This window comes from Nonomuraea sp. NPDC003560, from assembly GCF_042878785.1.
Lineage (GTDB): Bacteria > Actinomycetota > Actinomycetes > Streptosporangiales > Streptosporangiaceae > Nonomuraea.
Genome location: NZ_JBIAOF010000009.1, coordinates 333137 through 349374, shown reverse-complemented (window position 1 = coordinate 349374; position 16238 = coordinate 333137). Strand labels below are relative to the sequence as shown.

The 16238-nt window shown below is 72.0% G+C and carries 14 protein-coding genes; 11 read left to right on the top strand and 3 right to left on the bottom strand.

From position 1 onward, the window contains the following. Window positions 1–58 precede the first annotated feature (58 nt). The 7 genes from ACFYUV_RS32875 to ACFYUV_RS32845 all read left to right on the top strand — a co-directional run bounded on the left by ACFYUV_RS32875 (window position 59) and on the right by ACFYUV_RS32845 (window position 8916). On the top strand, window positions 59–1513 hold the full coding sequence (locus ACFYUV_RS32875) for an alpha/beta hydrolase (RefSeq protein WP_387675281.1): 1455 nt from the start codon (window positions 59–61) through the stop codon (window positions 1511–1513). 84 nt (window positions 1514–1597) lie between these two features. Continuing rightward, a complete protein-coding gene (locus ACFYUV_RS32870) occupies window positions 1598–2299 on the top strand; it encodes a response regulator transcription factor (RefSeq protein ID WP_387675278.1) in 702 nt (233 codons plus the stop codon). Further along, window positions 2296–3759 carry a sensor histidine kinase gene (locus ACFYUV_RS32865; protein ID WP_387675275.1) on the top strand — a complete coding sequence of 488 codons (1464 nt, stop codon included), beginning with the start codon at window positions 2296–2298 and terminating at the stop codon, window positions 3757–3759. The genes ACFYUV_RS32870 and ACFYUV_RS32865 overlap by 4 nt, the downstream gene beginning before the upstream one ends. 91 nt (window positions 3760–3850) lie before the next feature. Continuing rightward, a complete protein-coding gene (locus ACFYUV_RS32860; RefSeq protein ID WP_387675272.1) occupies window positions 3851–4732 on the top strand; it encodes a polyphosphate polymerase domain-containing protein in 882 nt (293 codons plus the stop codon). Next, the gene (locus ACFYUV_RS32855; protein WP_387675269.1) at window positions 4729–5415 is read left to right on the top strand and encodes a DUF4956 domain-containing protein; all 687 of its coding nucleotides are present in this window, start codon (window positions 4729–4731) and stop codon (window positions 5413–5415) included. The genes ACFYUV_RS32860 and ACFYUV_RS32855 overlap by 4 nt, the downstream gene beginning before the upstream one ends. 9 nt (window positions 5416–5424) lie before the next feature. Beyond that, a complete protein-coding gene (locus ACFYUV_RS32850) occupies window positions 5425–7050 on the top strand; it encodes a CotH kinase family protein (protein WP_387675266.1) in 1626 nt (541 codons plus the stop codon). Window positions 7051–7425: 375 nt separating this feature from the next. Further along, complete coding sequence (locus ACFYUV_RS32845) at window positions 7426–8916, top strand: alpha/beta fold hydrolase (RefSeq protein WP_387675264.1); 1491 nt, start codon at window positions 7426–7428, stop codon at window positions 8914–8916. A 91-nt stretch (window positions 8917–9007) separates the two neighbouring features. Here ACFYUV_RS32845 and ACFYUV_RS32840 read toward each other — a convergent pair whose 3' ends face one another. Further along, window positions 9008–11254: an ATP-binding cassette domain-containing protein gene (locus ACFYUV_RS32840; RefSeq protein ID WP_387675261.1), complete on the bottom strand. Its 2247-nt coding sequence runs from the start codon at window positions 11252–11254 to the stop codon at window positions 9008–9010. A 57-nt stretch (window positions 11255–11311) separates the two neighbouring features. Between ACFYUV_RS32840 and ACFYUV_RS32835 the strand changes: the two genes are divergently transcribed. Continuing rightward, a complete protein-coding gene (locus tag ACFYUV_RS32835; protein ID WP_387675258.1) occupies window positions 11312–12265 on the top strand; it encodes an alpha/beta fold hydrolase in 954 nt (317 codons plus the stop codon). On the opposite strand, the gene ACFYUV_RS32830 is transcribed toward ACFYUV_RS32835, so the two are convergent. Next, window positions 12232–12894, bottom strand: coding sequence for a response regulator (locus ACFYUV_RS32830; protein WP_387675256.1), 663 nt, complete (start codon window positions 12892–12894; stop codon window positions 12232–12234). The genes ACFYUV_RS32835 and ACFYUV_RS32830 overlap by 34 nt on opposite strands. A 90-nt stretch (window positions 12895–12984) precedes the next feature. After that, window positions 12985–14193, bottom strand: a complete 1209-nt coding sequence (locus ACFYUV_RS32825) for a sensor histidine kinase (protein ID WP_387675253.1) — start codon at window positions 14191–14193, stop codon at window positions 12985–12987. On the opposite strand from ACFYUV_RS32825, the gene ACFYUV_RS32820 reads away from it, so the two are divergent. The 3 genes from ACFYUV_RS32820 (at window position 14177) to ACFYUV_RS32810 (ending at window position 16207) form a co-directional block, all read left to right on the top strand. Next, window positions 14177–14437 carry a hypothetical protein gene (locus ACFYUV_RS32820; RefSeq protein ID WP_387675250.1) on the top strand — a complete coding sequence of 87 codons (261 nt, stop codon included), beginning with the start codon at window positions 14177–14179 and terminating at the stop codon, window positions 14435–14437. The two genes, ACFYUV_RS32825 and ACFYUV_RS32820, sit on opposite strands and share 17 nt — an antisense overlap. A 167-nt stretch (window positions 14438–14604) precedes the next feature. Then, complete coding sequence (locus ACFYUV_RS32815) at window positions 14605–15876, top strand: alpha/beta hydrolase family protein (RefSeq protein WP_387675247.1); 1272 nt, start codon at window positions 14605–14607, stop codon at window positions 15874–15876. 79 nt (window positions 15877–15955) lie between these two features. Further along, a complete protein-coding gene (locus ACFYUV_RS32810) occupies window positions 15956–16207 on the top strand; it encodes a helix-turn-helix transcriptional regulator (RefSeq protein WP_358286695.1) in 252 nt (83 codons plus the stop codon). The last annotated feature ends 31 nt before the right edge of the window (window positions 16208–16238 follow it).

The following is a 16238-nucleotide window of genomic DNA, read 5'->3' as shown; positions in this document are numbered from 1 at the left end:
CGGCGATCGACGACCCGGCAGAGTCGTGGACGTCCCCACCGGAACCGAGAGGCCGCTGATGAAATCCCTTGCCCTGTTGTCCGCGTCCGCCCTGACGGCCACCCTTCTGGCGGCTCCGGCGCACGCCGCCGTCACCTCGTGGAGCTCCTGCCGGCCGGGCGAGGGCGTCGATCCCCGCCAGGAGTGCACGACGATCGAGGTGCCGATGGACTACTCCGCCGCCGGCGGCCCGTCGGTCACGCTGGCGGTGTCGAGGATCAGGACGGCCCGTCCCGACGTGCGCCGTGGCGTGTTGCTGATCATCCCGGGCGGTCCGGGCAGCCCGGGGCTGAACCGGCCCAGCACCTTGGTGAAGAAGCTGCCCAAGGACGTGCTCGACCGCTTCGACGTCGTCGGGTTCGACCCGCGTGGCGTCGGGAAGAGCTCGCCGGTCTCCTGCGGGCTCGCGCCCGCCGACCTGTCGCTGACGCGCATGAAGCCCTACCCCGACGCCGACGGGGGGATCGCCGGGAACGCGGCGTGGTCGCGCCGGATCGCCGAGGCGTGCGCCCGCAACGGCGGGCCGCTGATCCGGCACATCAGCACCCGCAACCACGCCAGGGACATCGACCGGATCCGGGTGGCGCTCGGCGAGGACAAGATCTCCTACTGGGGAGTCTCGTACGGCACCTACGCGGGCGCCGTGCACGCCACGATGTTCCCCGGCACCACCGATCGGGTGATCCTCGACAGCAATGACGACCCCGATCCGCACCAGGTGGCGCGTCAGTGGCTGGCCAACTACGCCGTCGGGGTGCAGGACGCCTTCCCCGACTTCGGCGCGTGGGCGGCCGCGCGTGACGGCGACTACGGCCTGGGCGCCGACGTGGCCGCGGTGCGCCGGACGTTCCTGGAGCTGGCCGCGCGGCTGGACCGCGAGCCGCTCGCCTGGCCGGGGTCCGAGCCGGAGCAGCGGCTGACCGGCAACCTGCTGCGGGAGACCCTGCTCAACGCGCTGTACTCGCGGGCGAATTACCCGATGCTGGCCGGGCTGTTGAAGGCCGCGCTGAGCGGTGCCGAGCTGCCCGCGCCGAACCAGCCGCCGCAGGCCGCGCTGCAGAACACCGCCGCGCACGCCGGTGCCACGATGTGCAACGACGTCGAGTGGCCGAGCTCGCTCGCCCGGCACGAGCAGCAGGTGCGGCGCAGCCGGGCCGCCTACCCGTTGACGGCGGGCATGCCGGTGAATCTGGGGCCGTGTGCGTACTGGCCGTTCCGGCCTGCCGAGCGGGCCACGCGGATCGGTTCGCGGGGTCCGGCCAACGTCCTGCTGATCCAGAATCTGCGGGATCCGGCCACGCCCTACAGCGGGGCGCTGAAGATGCGTGCGGCGCTCGGGCAGCGGGCCCGGATGATCGCGGTGGACTCCAGTGGTCACGGGGTGTATCTGGCCAACGGCAATGCCTGCGGTGACCGTGCCGTCACCGGCTTCCTGGTGACGGGCCGTCTGCCCGAGCGTGACCTGAGCTGCTGATGCACGGCTCTGCGGTCGGGCGCCGCCGAGCGGCGCCGCGGACGCTCACACGTTTTTCTCACCTTGTGCAGGTAGAACGATGTGGTGAGCGAACAATCCGCCGCGAAAGTGCTGGTGGTCGACGACGAGCCGAACATCCGCGAGCTGCTGTCGGAGGCCCTGGAGCTGAACGGCTTCGCCGTGCGGACGGTCTCGGACGGCCGCCGGGCGCTGGAGGAGGTGGCCCGGGAGCGGCCGGACATCATCGTGCTGGACGTGATGATGCCCGGCCTGGACGGGTTCACGGTGGCGCGCAGGCTTGGCGAGGCCGGTGACAGCCCTCTGGTGCTCTTCCTGACCGCCAAGGACGCGGTGCCCGACCGGATCGCGGGGCTGACCGCCGGCGGCGACGACTACGTGGCCAAGCCCTTCAGCTTGGAGGAGGTCGTGCTGAGGTTGCGGGCGATCCTGCGCAGGACGCGCCCGCCGGAGGAGCAGGCCGACGACGGCGTCCTGCGGTGCGCGGACCTGGAGCTGGACGAACAGGCTCATACCGTGCGTCGGGCCGGGCGGCAGATCCACCTGTCGCCGACGGAGTTCAGCCTGCTCAGGTATCTGATGATCAACGCGGGTCGGGTGGTCAGCAAGGCGCAGATCCTCGACCGCGTGTGGGACTTCGACTTCGACGGCGAGAGCAGGATCGTCGAGTCCTACATCAGCTACCTGCGGCGGAAGATCGACGCCGGTGGCCCGCCGCTGATCCACACGCTGCGCGGCGTGGGTTACCGGCTGCAGAGCACGTCGTGAGGGTGGCCCGCCGTCCGTGGCCGCTGCGGCTGCGGCTGCTGGTGGCTCTGCTAGGCCTGGCGGCGGCGGGGCTGGCCGTCTTCGCGGTCGCCGGCACCGTGATGCTGGAGCAGTCGCTGCTGTCGCGCGTGGACGCGCAGCTGGCCGAGTTCTCCGCGACCACCTCCGCCCGCCGGCCGCCGATCGGGCCTGCGCCGCCGCCCGGGAGCGTCCAGTTGCCGACCCAGTTCCGGATCGCCGTCTACGACCGTGCAGGGCGATTGGCCCGGCTGATCCCCGCGGACGCGACGGGCGGCCCGCAGGTCCCGGCCGAGGTGGTCAGGTCGGTGCCGTACCGGCCGTTCACCGTGCAGGACCGGAGCGGGCGGGAGGACTGGCGGGTGCTGCTCAGGCAGTTGCCGAACGGCGAGCGCGTCGCCTTGTCGATGTCGCTGGAGGCCAACCGGGCCACCGTGCGGCAGTTGCTGGTCATCGAGGCCGGCGCGGGAGCGTTGGTGCTCGTGCTGCTGGGCGCCGTGGCCTGGGCGGTGGTGCGGCTGGGCCTGCGCCCGCTCACGCGCGTCGAACGCACGGCGCGGGCGATCTCCGCCGGCGATCTGGACCGGAGGGTCGCCGATGCCGATCCGCGCACCGAGATCGGGCGGCTCGGCCAGACGCTCAACACGATGCTGGAGCGGCTGTCGGCCGCTCTGCGCGCCCGCCGGGAGTCGGAACAGCGGCTGCGCCGTTTCGTCGCCGACGCCTCCCATGAGCTGCGCACCCCGCTCACCTCCATCCGGGGCTTCGCCGAGCTCTACCATCACGGTCAGGGCCCGCGGGACGCGGTGGCCGAGCGGCTGCTGCGCAGGATCGAGGCAGAGGCCGAACGCATGGGCGTCCTGGTGGAGGACATGCTGCTGCTGGCCCGGCTGGACCAGGAGCCCGCCTTGGCGCCCACCGTCGTGGATGTGCACGTGCTGGCCGGGGATGTCGTCCATGCCGCCCAGGCGCGCGACCGCGAGCGGTCGATCCGGCTGGTCGTCTCCGCCGAGCCGGTGTTCGTGCTGGGCGACGAACATCGGCTGCACCAGGTCATCGCCAACCTGGTCGGCAACGCGATGCGGCACACGGCTGCGGAGGCGGAGATCCGGGTGGAGGTGGCCCCTCGCGCCGTGGCCGGGGTTCCCGCGGCCGGGGTGGTGCACGCCGGCGATGGGCCCGCTGCGCACGTCAGGGCCGCGCTGGTCGAGGTGCGCGACGAAGGGCAGGGCATCGAGGCCGGTCATCTGCCGCACGTGTTCGACCGCTTCTACCGGGCCGATCCCGGCCGTTCCCGTGACAGTGGTGGAACGGGGCTGGGCCTGGCCATCGCCGCGGCGCTCGTGCAGGCGCACGACGGCCGGATCGAGGTGACCAGCGTTCCGGGCCGCGGCACCGCCTTCCGTGTGCTGCTGCCTCTTGAGCAGCCTCGCGACGGCTGAACGCCCCGGCCGTTCATCCTCTCGTCAGGCGCGGTTCACACATTGCTCCCAGCTTCGTGCGGTCAGATGTGTGCCGACGAAAGGAGGGACATTGCTGAAAAGGTTCCGCGAACCAGCCGTTTCCGCAGCTGAGCAGGCCGGTCAGCCGCCGTCGGAGGCGGTCGGTGACCAGGGCCACCGGCTGCGGGCCCCCAGCAAGCTGCACGCCTTCAACCGCTACGAGATCAAGTACCTCGTGGACGCCTGGGAGGCGGTCGCGCTGCGGGAGGAGATCGAGCAGCGGCTCGATCGCGACCAGCACAGCGGCGAGGCGGGCTACGGCGTCTGGAGCGTCTACTACGACACCCGGCAGTTGCGCTTCTACTGGGAGAAGATCGAAGGGCTGAAGTTCCGCAGGAAGCTGCGGGTGCGCCACTACGGCGACCGCTTCTGTGTGGACGGCGCCACGCCGGTGTTCGTCGAGATCAAGCAGCGGGTCAACCGGGTCACCCAGAAGCGGCGGGTGTCTCTTGCGTACGCCGACGCGCTGCGCCTGTGCGACGGGCGGCAGATGGTCGGGCACGACCCGTCCCAGCGGGCCTTCCTGGAGGAGGTGCTCGACCTGGTGCTGCGCCTGGACCTGCGGCCCGTCGCGATGACCGGCTACCAGCGGCACGCCTACCTCGGCCGCGACGCCGACGTGGGCCTGCGGGTGACGTTCGACCGGCATATCCGCGGCCGTGACCGGGACTTCCACCTCGGCGCCGACGCCGAGAACCGGCTCATCGTCCCGGCCGGCAAGTCGATCGTGGAGGTCAAGGCCGACGAGCGCGTGCCGTACTGGCTGACCGATCTGACCGCCAAGCGGAACCTGCAGGTGGTGCGGGTCTCCAAGTACTGCCAGAGCGTCGAGGCCCACGGGCTGGCGCCGCGCTCGATCTTCCACGTTCCCGACCACGATCTCGTCCCCTCGACCGTTCTTCCGGAGGCATGACCCCGATGGACTTCTCCTTCCAGGACCTGTCCGGCACGTTCAGCGTGGCTGACATCGCCGTCGCGATGGCCCTGTCGTTCGTGCTCAGCGCCATGATCGGCTGGGTGTACCGGGCCACGCACCGCAACGTGTCCTACAGCCAGTCCTATGTCCAGACGCTGGTCGTCCTGGGCATGCTGATCTCGTTGATCATGCTGGTCGTCGGGTCCAACATCGCCCGTGCCTTCGCCCTGGTCGGCGCCCTGTCGGTGGTGCGGTTCCGCAACGCCATCAAGGAGACCCGCGACGTCGGGTTCATCTTCCTGGTGATGGGCGTCGGCATGGCCGTCGGCACCCGCTTCTACCTGCTGGGCGTCGTCGCCGCCGTCGCCATCTCGCTGATCGTCATGGTCATGCACCGGTTCGACTGGTTCCAGCTGGACGTGCGGCGTCAGGTCGTGAAGGTCCAGGTCCCTTCGGAGGAGGACCTGGCCGCCTCGATCCAGGACGTGCTCGTCCGGCACACCGACGAGTTCGAGCTGGTCAGCATGGAGTCGATCAGGGCGGGCGCGCTCACCGAGCTCATGTACACCGTCAAGATCAAGAAGGGTGGTGAGCCGGGCGACCTGATCTCCGCCCTGCGCGAGCGCAACCACGGCCAGTCGGTCACCGTCCTGACCGGGTACGACCAGAGCGACCTGTAGGCCCGGCACATGGCACAGACCAAGCGGCTCAAGCACCGTGTCCCCGTCAGGCTCCGGCAGAACTGGAGGCTCGTCGCGCTGTGCGCGGCGTTCCTGGCCGCCTGCTGGGGCGTCTTCGGCAGCGGCACGATCCGTCCGTACGTCACCACCGCCCAGGCCGCCGAGGCCAGGACCGTCACCACGAACCTGACCGGCACCAAGGACCTGTTCGACGCCTCCACCGCGCACGAGGTGAAGCTCACCTTCACCGACGAGGCCTACCAGGACATGCTGAGCGAGTACTTCAAGGACGGCGAGAAGAAGTACCTCGAAGCCGACCTGACGATCGACGGCACCCGCGTCCCGAGCGTCGGCGTCCGTCTCAAGGGCAACTCCACGCTGGGGCAGCTGACCTGGAAGGGGCAGTCCAAGCGGCGGGCCGTGCCCGGCGGCTTCCAGCCGCCCGGCAACGGGCAACCCCAGAACGGGCAACCCCAGAACGGGCGGCCGCAGGGCGAGGGCGGGCCTTTGGGCGGCGGCATGCCCGGCGCCTCCTTGAAGGCCGAGGAGCCGGAGAAGCTGCCCTGGCTGATCAGCTTCGACGAGTTCGTGGCGGGCCGCCGCTACCAGGGGCGCACCCAGGTCGCCGTACGGCCGGCCGCGATGGGCTCGACGACGATGCTGAACGAAGCGCTCGGCATCGCGCTGGTCGGCGCCTCCGGCGAGCCGACCCAGCGCTCGGCCTACAGTTCCTTCACCGTCAACGGCCGCGCGTCCGCTCCGCGCCTGGTGGTGGAGTACCTGGACGAGGGCTACGCGGCGGAACTCGGCGACGGGGTGCTGTACAAGTCGCTGGCCACCGGCTCCTTCACCTACAAGGGCGAGGACCAGACCGAGTACACCGGCGACTTCAAGCAGATCAACAAGGTCGGCGGCAAGGACCTGCAGCCGGTCATCGACCTGGTCAGGTGGACGGGCGAAGCCTCCGACGCCGAGTTCGCCGAGGGCCTGGCCGACCGCCTGGACGTGACCTCGTTCGCCCGCTACCTGGCCCTGCAGCACATCATGGTCAACTTCGACGACATGGCCGGCCCCGGCAAGAACTACTACCTGTGGTACGACACGGCCACCAGGAAGTTCAAGGTCATCACCTGGGACCTCAACCTCGCCTTCAACGGCGACGCCAAGAGCGGCGTGCACGACACGATCGGGATGGGCGGCTTCGGCCCTGGACGTCCCCAGCAGAACCAGCAGCAGGGCCAGACACAGCCCCAGACGCAGGGCCAGACGCAGGGCCAGACGCAGACCCTGCCGGTGCAACCCCGGCAGGGGCAGCCGCCTCAGGGCCTGACCCCGCCCGGCGGCGGGCAGGGGCGTCCCGGTGGCGGCATGATGGGCATGAGCCACCCCCTGAAGGAGAAGTTCCTCAAGAACGCCACCTTCAAGAAGATGTACGAGGGGCAGTACCGCGCCCTGTACACCAAGCTGCTGGGCAGCGGCGCCGCCTCCGGCCTGCTCGACGACCTCGTCGCCGCCTACAAGCTGAACGACGGCGCCGACACCGCCGAGGTCGACGCCGAGGCGGAGACCCTGCGCACGTTCCTGCGGACCCGGACCGAGACCCTGCGCTCGGACAGGGCGATCACCGGCGCCTGACCCGCACGCGGCGAACGGAATCTGGCGTGTTCCACGTCCGGGGCCCCTGACGCGAGGGGGCCACCGGCCCGGGAGACCCCGTTGACGCCGGATTCCGTTCCAGCTCTCGCCGGCCCCGGCTCGGCGGCGGGTTTCCGGCCGTGCGGGCTCTGCCACCCCGCACCCGCATTTGTCCAGATTCTGACGTAATGTCCACCGGCGCGGCCTTCGCCTGTTAGATTCCGAGTCGTGATCAAGGAGAGGCACGGCAGCGGCCCCGCAACAGACCGCTGAGGCAGGACGGGAGACGCTCCGCGGCCAGGCCAGGGGGCCCGATACGCGCCGTGCGAGCAGCCCCGCCCGCCGATCGACGTGCCGATCGACGATAGGAGCAATGTGCTGAGAAGAACATCCCTGCTCGCAGCCGCCCTCATGGCGATGGCGACGCTGTTAGCCGTCCCCATGGCGGGGACGGCCGGCGCGGCGGTGACCCGGCAGGACGTCACGGATGCCGTCGGCAAGCGCGGCATCACCTGGGGGCCGTGCGAGGAAGAACCCACCGTCGAGTGCGGCACGCTGGCCGTGCCCATCGACTGGTCCGAGCCCGACGGGCCGACCGTCGACCTGGCCCTGGCCCGCCGCAAGGCCACCGCCCCGTCGGCGCGGATCGGCTCCCTGCTGACCAACCCCGGCGGGCCCGGCAACTCCGGCGTGAACGACATCCTGCGCCCCTCCGGCTTCAGCCAGGACATCCAGCGGCGCTTCGACATCGTCGGCTACGACCCCCGCGGCGTCGCCCGCAGCCGCTCGGTGACCTGCTCGGCCTCGGTGTACAACCAGATGCCCTACCCGGTCATGACCAGCCAGGCCGACTACCTGACGTGGGTCGCCTTCGACAACAGGCTGCGCGCCGACTGCCGCAAGCTCACCGGCCCCCTGTACGACCACCTCGACTCGGTCAACGTGGCCCGCGACATGGACGCCATCCGCGCCGCGCTGGGTGAGGACAAACTGACCTCCTACGGCGTCTCCTACGGCACGCTGGCCCAGCAGATGTACGCCGAGCTGTTCCCGGGCCGGATCCGCGCCATGGTGCTGGACAGCAACATGGACCACAGCCTGGACGTCAAGGCGTTCCAGGTGAGCGAGGCCGCCACCGTCCAGGACAGCTTCGAGGAGTTCATCGCCTGGTGCGCCCGTGACAGCGACTGCGTCCTGCGCGGCCGCGACATCCGGGCGTTGTGGAAGGGGCTGCTGGCCAAGGCGGGCCGCGGTCAGCTGTTGTGGCCGGGCGACGGCCGGCCGGTGAGCGCGCACAACCTGCAGTGGCTGGGCGTGGTGCTCAACGAGGCGCCCGCCTGGCGGCTGGAGGCCAAGGTGCTGCTCGCGCTGGCGGGCGGCCCGGTGCCCGAGGACATGCCCGGCCCTCCCGGCAACTGGCCGGTGAACGGCCAGTACGCCGAACTGCCCACCGCGATCTTGTGCCAGGACTGGAACCTGTCGCTGCGGGGCTACGCCGAGTACGCCGAGGTGATGCGCGCCTCCAACGCGGTGCCCCCCGACATGCGCTACAACCCGATGCCGATGGGCGACATGCCGATCTGCCAGGGCCATCCGGTCAACAACCCCCAGCACCCGCTGCGGTACAAGGGCAGCACGCCGCTGCTGGTGGCCACCTCCAGGCACGACCCCGACACGCCGTACGCGTGGTCGGCCAACGTGGCCCGTCAGCTGGGCCCCAAGGCCACCCTGCTCACCTACGACGGCTGGGGCCACGGCGTCTACGGCATGACCACCTGCACCACGGCCGCCATGGACAGCTACCTGATCTCGGCGTCCGTACCCGCCAAGGGCATCGGCTGCCCGGCGGAGCAACCCCAGGGCTGACAGTGGGGCTGACACTGGGGCTGACACTGGGCTGACCACGGGCTGATCGTGCCGCCCCCGGCACGATCAGCCCCACCCCTCCCGCGGCCGGTCAGGCAAGCGCGGCCGCCAGATGCTCGGCGGTACGGGACCCCGAAGCGGTCAGCAGGTCGGCGGGGGTGCCCTGGAACATCAGGCGGCCGCCGTGTTTGCCGCCGCCCGGCCCCAGATCGATGACCCAGTCAGCCCGTTTGACCATCTGCATGTGGTGTTCGACCACGATGACCGTGTTGCCGGCGTCGACGATGCGGTCGAGCAGGTCGATCAGGGTGTCGACGTCCGACAGGTGCAGGCCGGTGGTGGGCTCGTCCAGGACGTAGACCGCGCCCGTCTTGGTGAGCTCGCCGGCCAGTTTCATCCGCTGGCGTTCGCCGCCCGACAGCGTGGAGGTGGGCTGGCCGAGGGTGAGATAGCCCAGGCCGACGTCGACCAGCGTGGTGACGCGGTCGCGGATGGCCGGTTCGGTGAAGAACGCGGCGGCCTGCTCGGCGGTCAGGGCCAGGACGTCGACGATGGTGTGCCCGCGCAGCCGGTGCCGCAGGGCCTCGGGGTTGTAGCGGCTGCCGCCGCACATCTCGCACACGGCGGTGACCGGGTCCATGAACGCCAGGTCGGTGTGGATGACGCCGCGGCCCTCGCAGGCGGGGCAGGCGCCGGTGGAGTTGTAGCTGAACAGGCCCGGCTGGGTGCCGCCGGCGCGGGCGAACAGACGGCGGACCGGCTCCAGGACACCGATGAAGGACGCCGGGCTGGAGCGGGCCGAGACGGCGACGGCCCCCTGATCGACGATGACCGAGCCGGGATGCTGGGCGGTGAACACCTCGCCGATGAGAGTCGACTTGCCGGACCCCGCGACTCCGGTGACGCAGGTCAGCACACCGGTCGGCACGTCGAGGGTGAGATGGTCGAGGTTGTGCAGGGCGGCGTCGGTGATAGTCAGGTGCCCGGTCGGGCGGCGCACGGCGCTCTTGAGCGGGGTACGGGCCCGCAGGTGGCGGCCGGTCAGGGTGCCGGAGCGCGCCAGCCCTTCGACGGAGCCCTCGTAGACGACGGTGCCACCGTGCAGACCGGCTCCCGGCCCGAGATCGATGACGTGGTCGGCGACGGCGATCACGTCCGGGTCGTGCTCGACCACCAGGACGGTGTTGCCCTTGTCACGCAGGGCCCGCAACAGCGTGTTGAGCCGGCCGACGTCGGCCGGGTGGAGGCCGGCGCTGGGCTCGTCGAACACGTACGTCATGCCGGTGAGGCTGGAGCCGAGATGGCGGACGGTCTTCAGACGCTGGCTCTCGCCGCCGGACAAGGTGGTGGTCTCGCGGTCGAGGGTGAGGTAGCCCAGGCCGATCTGGTCGATGCGGCGCAACGCGGCGGCCGCGGTGTCGGCGACGGGGTTGCCGAGCCCGGTCAGGACGCCGATGAGGTCGGTGATCTCCATGGCGGCGTGGTCGGCGATGTTGTGGGGGCCGATCATGGTGGCCAGGGCCGCCTGGTTGAGACGCGCGCCCCGGCACTGGGGGCAGGTGCCCTCGGTGACGAAGGCCAGGACCGCCTCTCGGGTCTTGTCACTCAGCCCCGACAGGTCGCGTTTGAGGTAGAGGCGGGTGAAACGGTCGGCGACGCCTTCGTAGTCGACCTTGTTGAGGGTGCCGTTCTTGCCGCGGACCTCGACGGTGAAGCCGCCGCCGTGCAGCAGCAGGTGGCGCTCTTCCTCCGTGTAGTCGGCGACGGGTTTGGCGGGGTCGAAGGTGCCGGAACGGGCGTAGATCTGCCACTGCCACGTGCCGACCCCGAACAACGGGAAGCGGATGGCGCCGTCGTCGAGGGACCGGCCCGGGTCGAGCAGCGCGTCGAGGTCGAGGCGGACGGCCCGGCCGAGGCCGTCGCAGCCGGGACACATGCCGTGGGGGTCGTTGAAGGAGTAGGCGTAGGAGTAGCCGGCGCTGGGCGTGCCGTAGCGGGAGAACAGCACGCGCAGGATCGGCAGGATGTCGGTCATGGTGCCGACGGTGGAACGCGAGCTGCCGCCGACCGGCTTCTGGTCGACGACGATGGCGGCGCCGAGGTTGTCGATGGCCTCGGCCTCGGGTTTCTCGTGTTTGGGCAGCCGGTTGCGGACGAACCAGGAGTAGGTTTCGTTGAGCTGGCGCTGGGACTCCACGGCGACGGTGTCGAAGACGACCGACGACTTGCCGGAGCCGGACACGCCGGTGAAGACGACGAGCCGGTTCTTGGGGATGCGCAGGGACAGGTTCTTGAGGTTGTTCACGCGCGCGCCGGTGATGACGATGCTGTCGTCCATACGGTCACGGTAGCGACGGGCGCCGACAGTTTCCGTCCCTGCCGGGAAGGGGCGAAAGTGGGCGTGAAAGTGGGCGTGAAAGTGGGCGTGAAAGTGGGCGAGGAGACGGCGTCCGGGGTCGGGCCGGCCGGGCTGGACATCGTGTACGAGCGGCTGGGCGACCGGGCCGCGCCGCCCGTGCTGCTGATCATGGGGGCGGGCGGGCAACTGATCAACTGGCCCGACGGGTTGTGCGCCGAGCTGGCCGGGCACGGCCTGCAGCTGATCCGGTTCGACGGCCGTGACTGCGGGCGCTCCACCCACTTCGACGACGCCGGCGAGCCGGACTTCGCCGCGGCGCTGGCCGGTGACCTGTCCTCGCTGGCCTACACGCTGGACGATCTGGTCGCCGACACCGTGGGGCTGCTGGACGTCCTGGGCCTGGACAGCGTCCACCTGGTGGGCGCGTCGCTGGGCGGCATGATCGCCCAGGCGGTCGCCGTCGCCCACCCTGGGCGGGTCAGGTCGCTCACCTCGATCATGTCCACGCACGGCGACCGCATGACACCCCCGCCGGCGCGCCCCGGCGCCGCGCGCGGCGTCCCGGGGCCGCCGCCGACCACCCGCGAGCTGTACGTGGCGCGCATGGTGGCCGGCGCGAGCGCCCACGGCGTGGCCGCCGACCTGGAGGCGGTACGGGCCGTGGCCGAGCGGGCCTGGGACCGCGGCTGGTCGCTGGCCGGCATGCTGCGGCAGGCCGCCTCGGTGATCGGGTCGGGCGACCGGCGGGAAGGATTGTCTCGGCTGGAGGTGCCGGCGCTGGTGATCCACGGCGCGGCCGACGCCGCCGCCGACCCCGCCGGCGGGCGGGCCACGGCCCAGGCGATCCCGGGCGCGGAGTTCTGGCTGGTCGAGGGGATGGGACACGGGTTCCCGCCGGGGGTGTGGCGGCAGGTCAGCGCCCGGATCGCCGCGCTGGTCCACCGGGCGGAGAGGGGTCATGAGGAGGGGCGGATCAGGCCGCTCTCGTAGGCGAACACCACGACCTGGGCGCGGTGACGCAGCCCGAGTTTGAGCAGCACACGGCTCAGATGCGTCTTGACGGTCGCCTCGGCCAGATGCAGGGCGGCGGCGACCTCGGCGTTGGACAGGCCGCGCGCCACCTGGACGAGCACGTCGTGCTCGCGGGCGGTCAGCAGGTCCAGCAGCCGGTGCCTTTCGCGGGGGCCGGGGGTGAGCTGGGGGGCGAACCTGTCCAGCAGGCGGCGGGTGACGCGCGGCGACAGGACGGCCTCGCCCGCGGCGACGTTGCGGATCGCGCTGAGCAGGTCGGCGGGCGGGGTGTTCTTGGGCAGGAACCCGGCGGCGCCGGCCTTGAGGCCGGCGAAGGCGTACTCGTCGAGGTCGAAGGTGGTCAGGATGAGCACCTTCGAGGCGGGACAGTCGCGGACGATCCGGCGGGTGGCCTCGATGCCGTCCAGGCCGGGCATGCGGACGTCCATGAGCACGACGTCGGGGCGCAGCCGGCGGGCCTGCAGGGCGGCCTGTTCGCCGTCGGCGGCCTCGCCGGCGACGTGCAGGTCGGGTTCGGCGTCCAGCACCATGCGGAAGGCCATCCGCAACAGCGCCTCGTCGTCGGCGATCAGCAGCCGGATGGTCATGGCACGTCCGGGCCGGTCAGGTCGATGCTCATGGCGCGTCCGGGCCGCTCGCGTGGGGGCCGGTCAGGTGGAGGGCGGTCAGGTCGAGGCTCATCGCGTGTCCGGGCCGGTCAGGTCGAGGACGGCTGCGACCCGCCAGCCGCCGCCGGGGGCCGGGCCGGCGTGCAGGGTGCCGTCGTAGGCGGCGACGCGTTCGCGCATCCCGGCCAGCCCCCGCCCGGCGGGCCGCAGGGGCGCCGGACGGCCGCCGTCGTCGGTGATCTCGATGTCGGCCCGCCGGCGGGTCAGGTGCACCCGGACGTGCGCGCGGGCGCCTGGGGCGTGCCGCAGCGTGTTCGTCAGCGCCTCCTGAGCCAGCCGGTAGAGGGTGAGCTGCGCGGCGGCCGGGACGTCGGCGGGGTCGCCGTCGACCCGCAGCCGGGTCGGCAGGCCGGCGGCGCGCATCCGGTCGGCCAGCGGGCCGAGGTCGGCGATACCGGGCGCCGGGTGCAGCGGAGCGATGCCCGGCTCCTGCTCCTGGCCGATGCCCTGGCCGATGCCTCGGTCAACGCCTCGGTCAACGCCTCGGTCGACGTCCTGACCGGTGGATCCGGCGGCGGCTCGGTTGGCGCTTCCGTCGGCGGCTGGATCGGTGGCTCGGTCGGCGTCGTGGTCGGCGTCCTGGTCGGTGCTGAGGGAGCGGCGCATGTCGCGCAGCGCCTGGCGGCCGGTGTCGGCGATCTGCGCCATCGCGGCCACCGCCTGACCGGGCGCACGGTCGTGGACGTAGGCGGCACTGTCTGCCAGCGCCACCATGACCGACAGGTTGTGGGTGACGATGTCGTGCATGTCGCGCGTCATCCGGGCGCGCTCCTCGGCGACCGCCAGACGTGCCCGCTGGTCGCGGTCGCGTTCCAGGGAGGCGACGTAGGCCCGCCGGGTCCGCGTCCACAGCCCGGCTGCCAGGGCGGCGGCCGACATCGCGCTCAGCGCCGCCACCGTCAACGGCATCCGGCCAGGCGGCGCCCACCGGGCCGCGGCCGCCACCACCCCGGCCTCCAGCACGAACGCGGCGGCCAGCGTCGCCCGCCACGGGCGGCGGGCCGCCACCGTGTAGAGCGCGACCAGCAGCGCCGCGTCGGCCGGAAGCTGCACGTCGATAGCCCACTGCAGGGCGGCCGCGCCGCCGATCACGCACAGCACCAGCAGCGGGGCGCGCCGCCGCCATGCCAGCGGCGCCACCAGAGCCACCTGCAGGGCCAGCACCGCAGGGCCGCCCTCGACCACCCGGCCCGGCCCCAGCGTGACCACGAAGATCACAGCAGCCAGCAACGCGTCGGCAGCCACAGGCGGCATCGAGCCGATCACCGAACGGATCGCCGAACGGATGACGGAGCCGATTGCCGAGCCGCTCACTGGGCGGACCGTCGAACCCATCACCGAGCCGATCACCGAACGAACCACCGAACGAACCACTGGGCGGACCGCCGAGTCGATCGTTGAGTCGACCATCGAGCGGGGCGGCGCGGTCGGGCGGGCGGCCGGAGTCATGCGCCCACCCTAAAGGCCGCGCCCCGGCGCCCCCCATCCTCCGCAAGGAGGAACATCTCGGCCCCTCATCCGAAAGTCGTACCCGCAGGTCAGCCCGTGGCCGCTGGCCCGCTCGCGAGCCCGCCTGCCAGCCTCGGACCACACCCCCCGCCTTCCGTCCCGTTCGAGGAGAACACCGGCATGCTCGTGAAGACGTACGCGGCCCCTCTGGCCGTCGCCGCCCTGACCCTGACGCCCGTCACCGTCCCCCTGCACGCGCAACAGGCACAGCAGGCACAGCAGGCACAGCAGGCGCGGCAGGCGGTCACGGTCGCCCTGCCCGCGCCCGGCGGCCCCCACCCGGTGGGAACCGTCGCCCTGCGCCTGGTCGACCGCTCCCGCCGCGACCCCCTGTTGCGGTCGAAGCCGTACCGCGAGCTGATGGTCAGCCTGTGGTACCCGGCCAAGGGCGGCACGCAGCCGCTCGCCCCCCACATGGCGCCCCTGGCCGCCGCCGACTGGGACCGCCGCTCCGCGCCGCCCATGGGCATCGCCAAGGGCGCCGTCGACTGGGCCGCCACCCGCACCGCCGCCCGTACCGGCGCGCCGGTCGAGCGCGGCGCGGGCCGGCTGCCCGTCGTGCTGTTCGGCTCCGGCGACGGCGGGCCGCGCACGCTGGGCACCACGCTCGTGCAGGACCTGGCCTCGCGCGGCTACCTCGTCGTCACCGTGGACCACACCTACGAGGCCGACCAGGTGGAGTTCCCCGGCGGGCGGGTCGTGCGCGCGCTGCCGCTGCCGGCCAAGCTCACCCCGCGTGTCATCGAGGCGCTGCTGGAGCGGCACGCGCGGGCGCGGCTGGCCGACATGCGGTTCGTGCTGGACCAGGTCACGGCCCTGGGGCAGGGACGGGCCATCGGCGGCGGGAAGATGCCCGCCGGGTTGCGCGGCGCGCCCGACCTGACGCGGGTGGGGGCGCTGGGGCAGTCCCTGGGCGGGTCGGTGGCGGCCCAGCTCGTCCACGACGACCCGCGGGTGGACGCCGGGGTCAACCTCGACGGCGGCTACGTCGGCCCGGTCGCCGCCACCGGCGTGGCTAGGCCGTTCCTGCAGCTGGCGGCCCAGACGCACACACGGGACAGCGAGCCGAGCTGGAAGTCGTTCTGGCGGGCCTCGACCGGGTGGAAGCGGGAGCTGCGGTTCAAGGGCGCCGCGCACGGCTCGTTCACCGACCTGCAGGCGCTGCTGCCGCAGATCGCCGCGGCGCTGCCCAAGGCGGGGGAGGGGAAGGAGGATGGGAAGCAGAGCGGGGTGCCGGTCGCCGACTTCGTCGGCACGATCGATCCGCAACGGTCGGTGGCGGCCCAGCGCGCCTACGTCGGGGCGTTCTTCGACCTGCACCTGCTGGCCAAGCCCACCCGCCTGTTCCAGGAGCCCGACAGCCGTTTCCCCGAGGTGTCCCGCATCCCCTGACCCTGAGGCCGGATCGGAGGTCCGCCCGGGGGCGATAACAATACCGGTATAAGTATCCCGCGGGTGTAAGGTGGGCGGCATGGTGCGATCCCCGCTGACCCCCGAGGAGCGGCTGCGCGGCGAGCAGCTCGGCCACATGCTGCGCCAGGCCCGAGGCGAGCGCAGCATCGTCGAGGTGGCCGCCGCGGCCGGCATGTCCGCCGAGACCCTCCGCAAGATCGAGACCGGGCGCATCGCCACGCCGGCGTTCTTCACCATCGCCTCACTGGCCGACGTCCTGGGCATCTCCCTCGACCGCCTGGCCGTCCGCGCCACCCCCGCCCGAACCTGACCCGCCCGCCACCTGACCGTGCGGGCCGGGG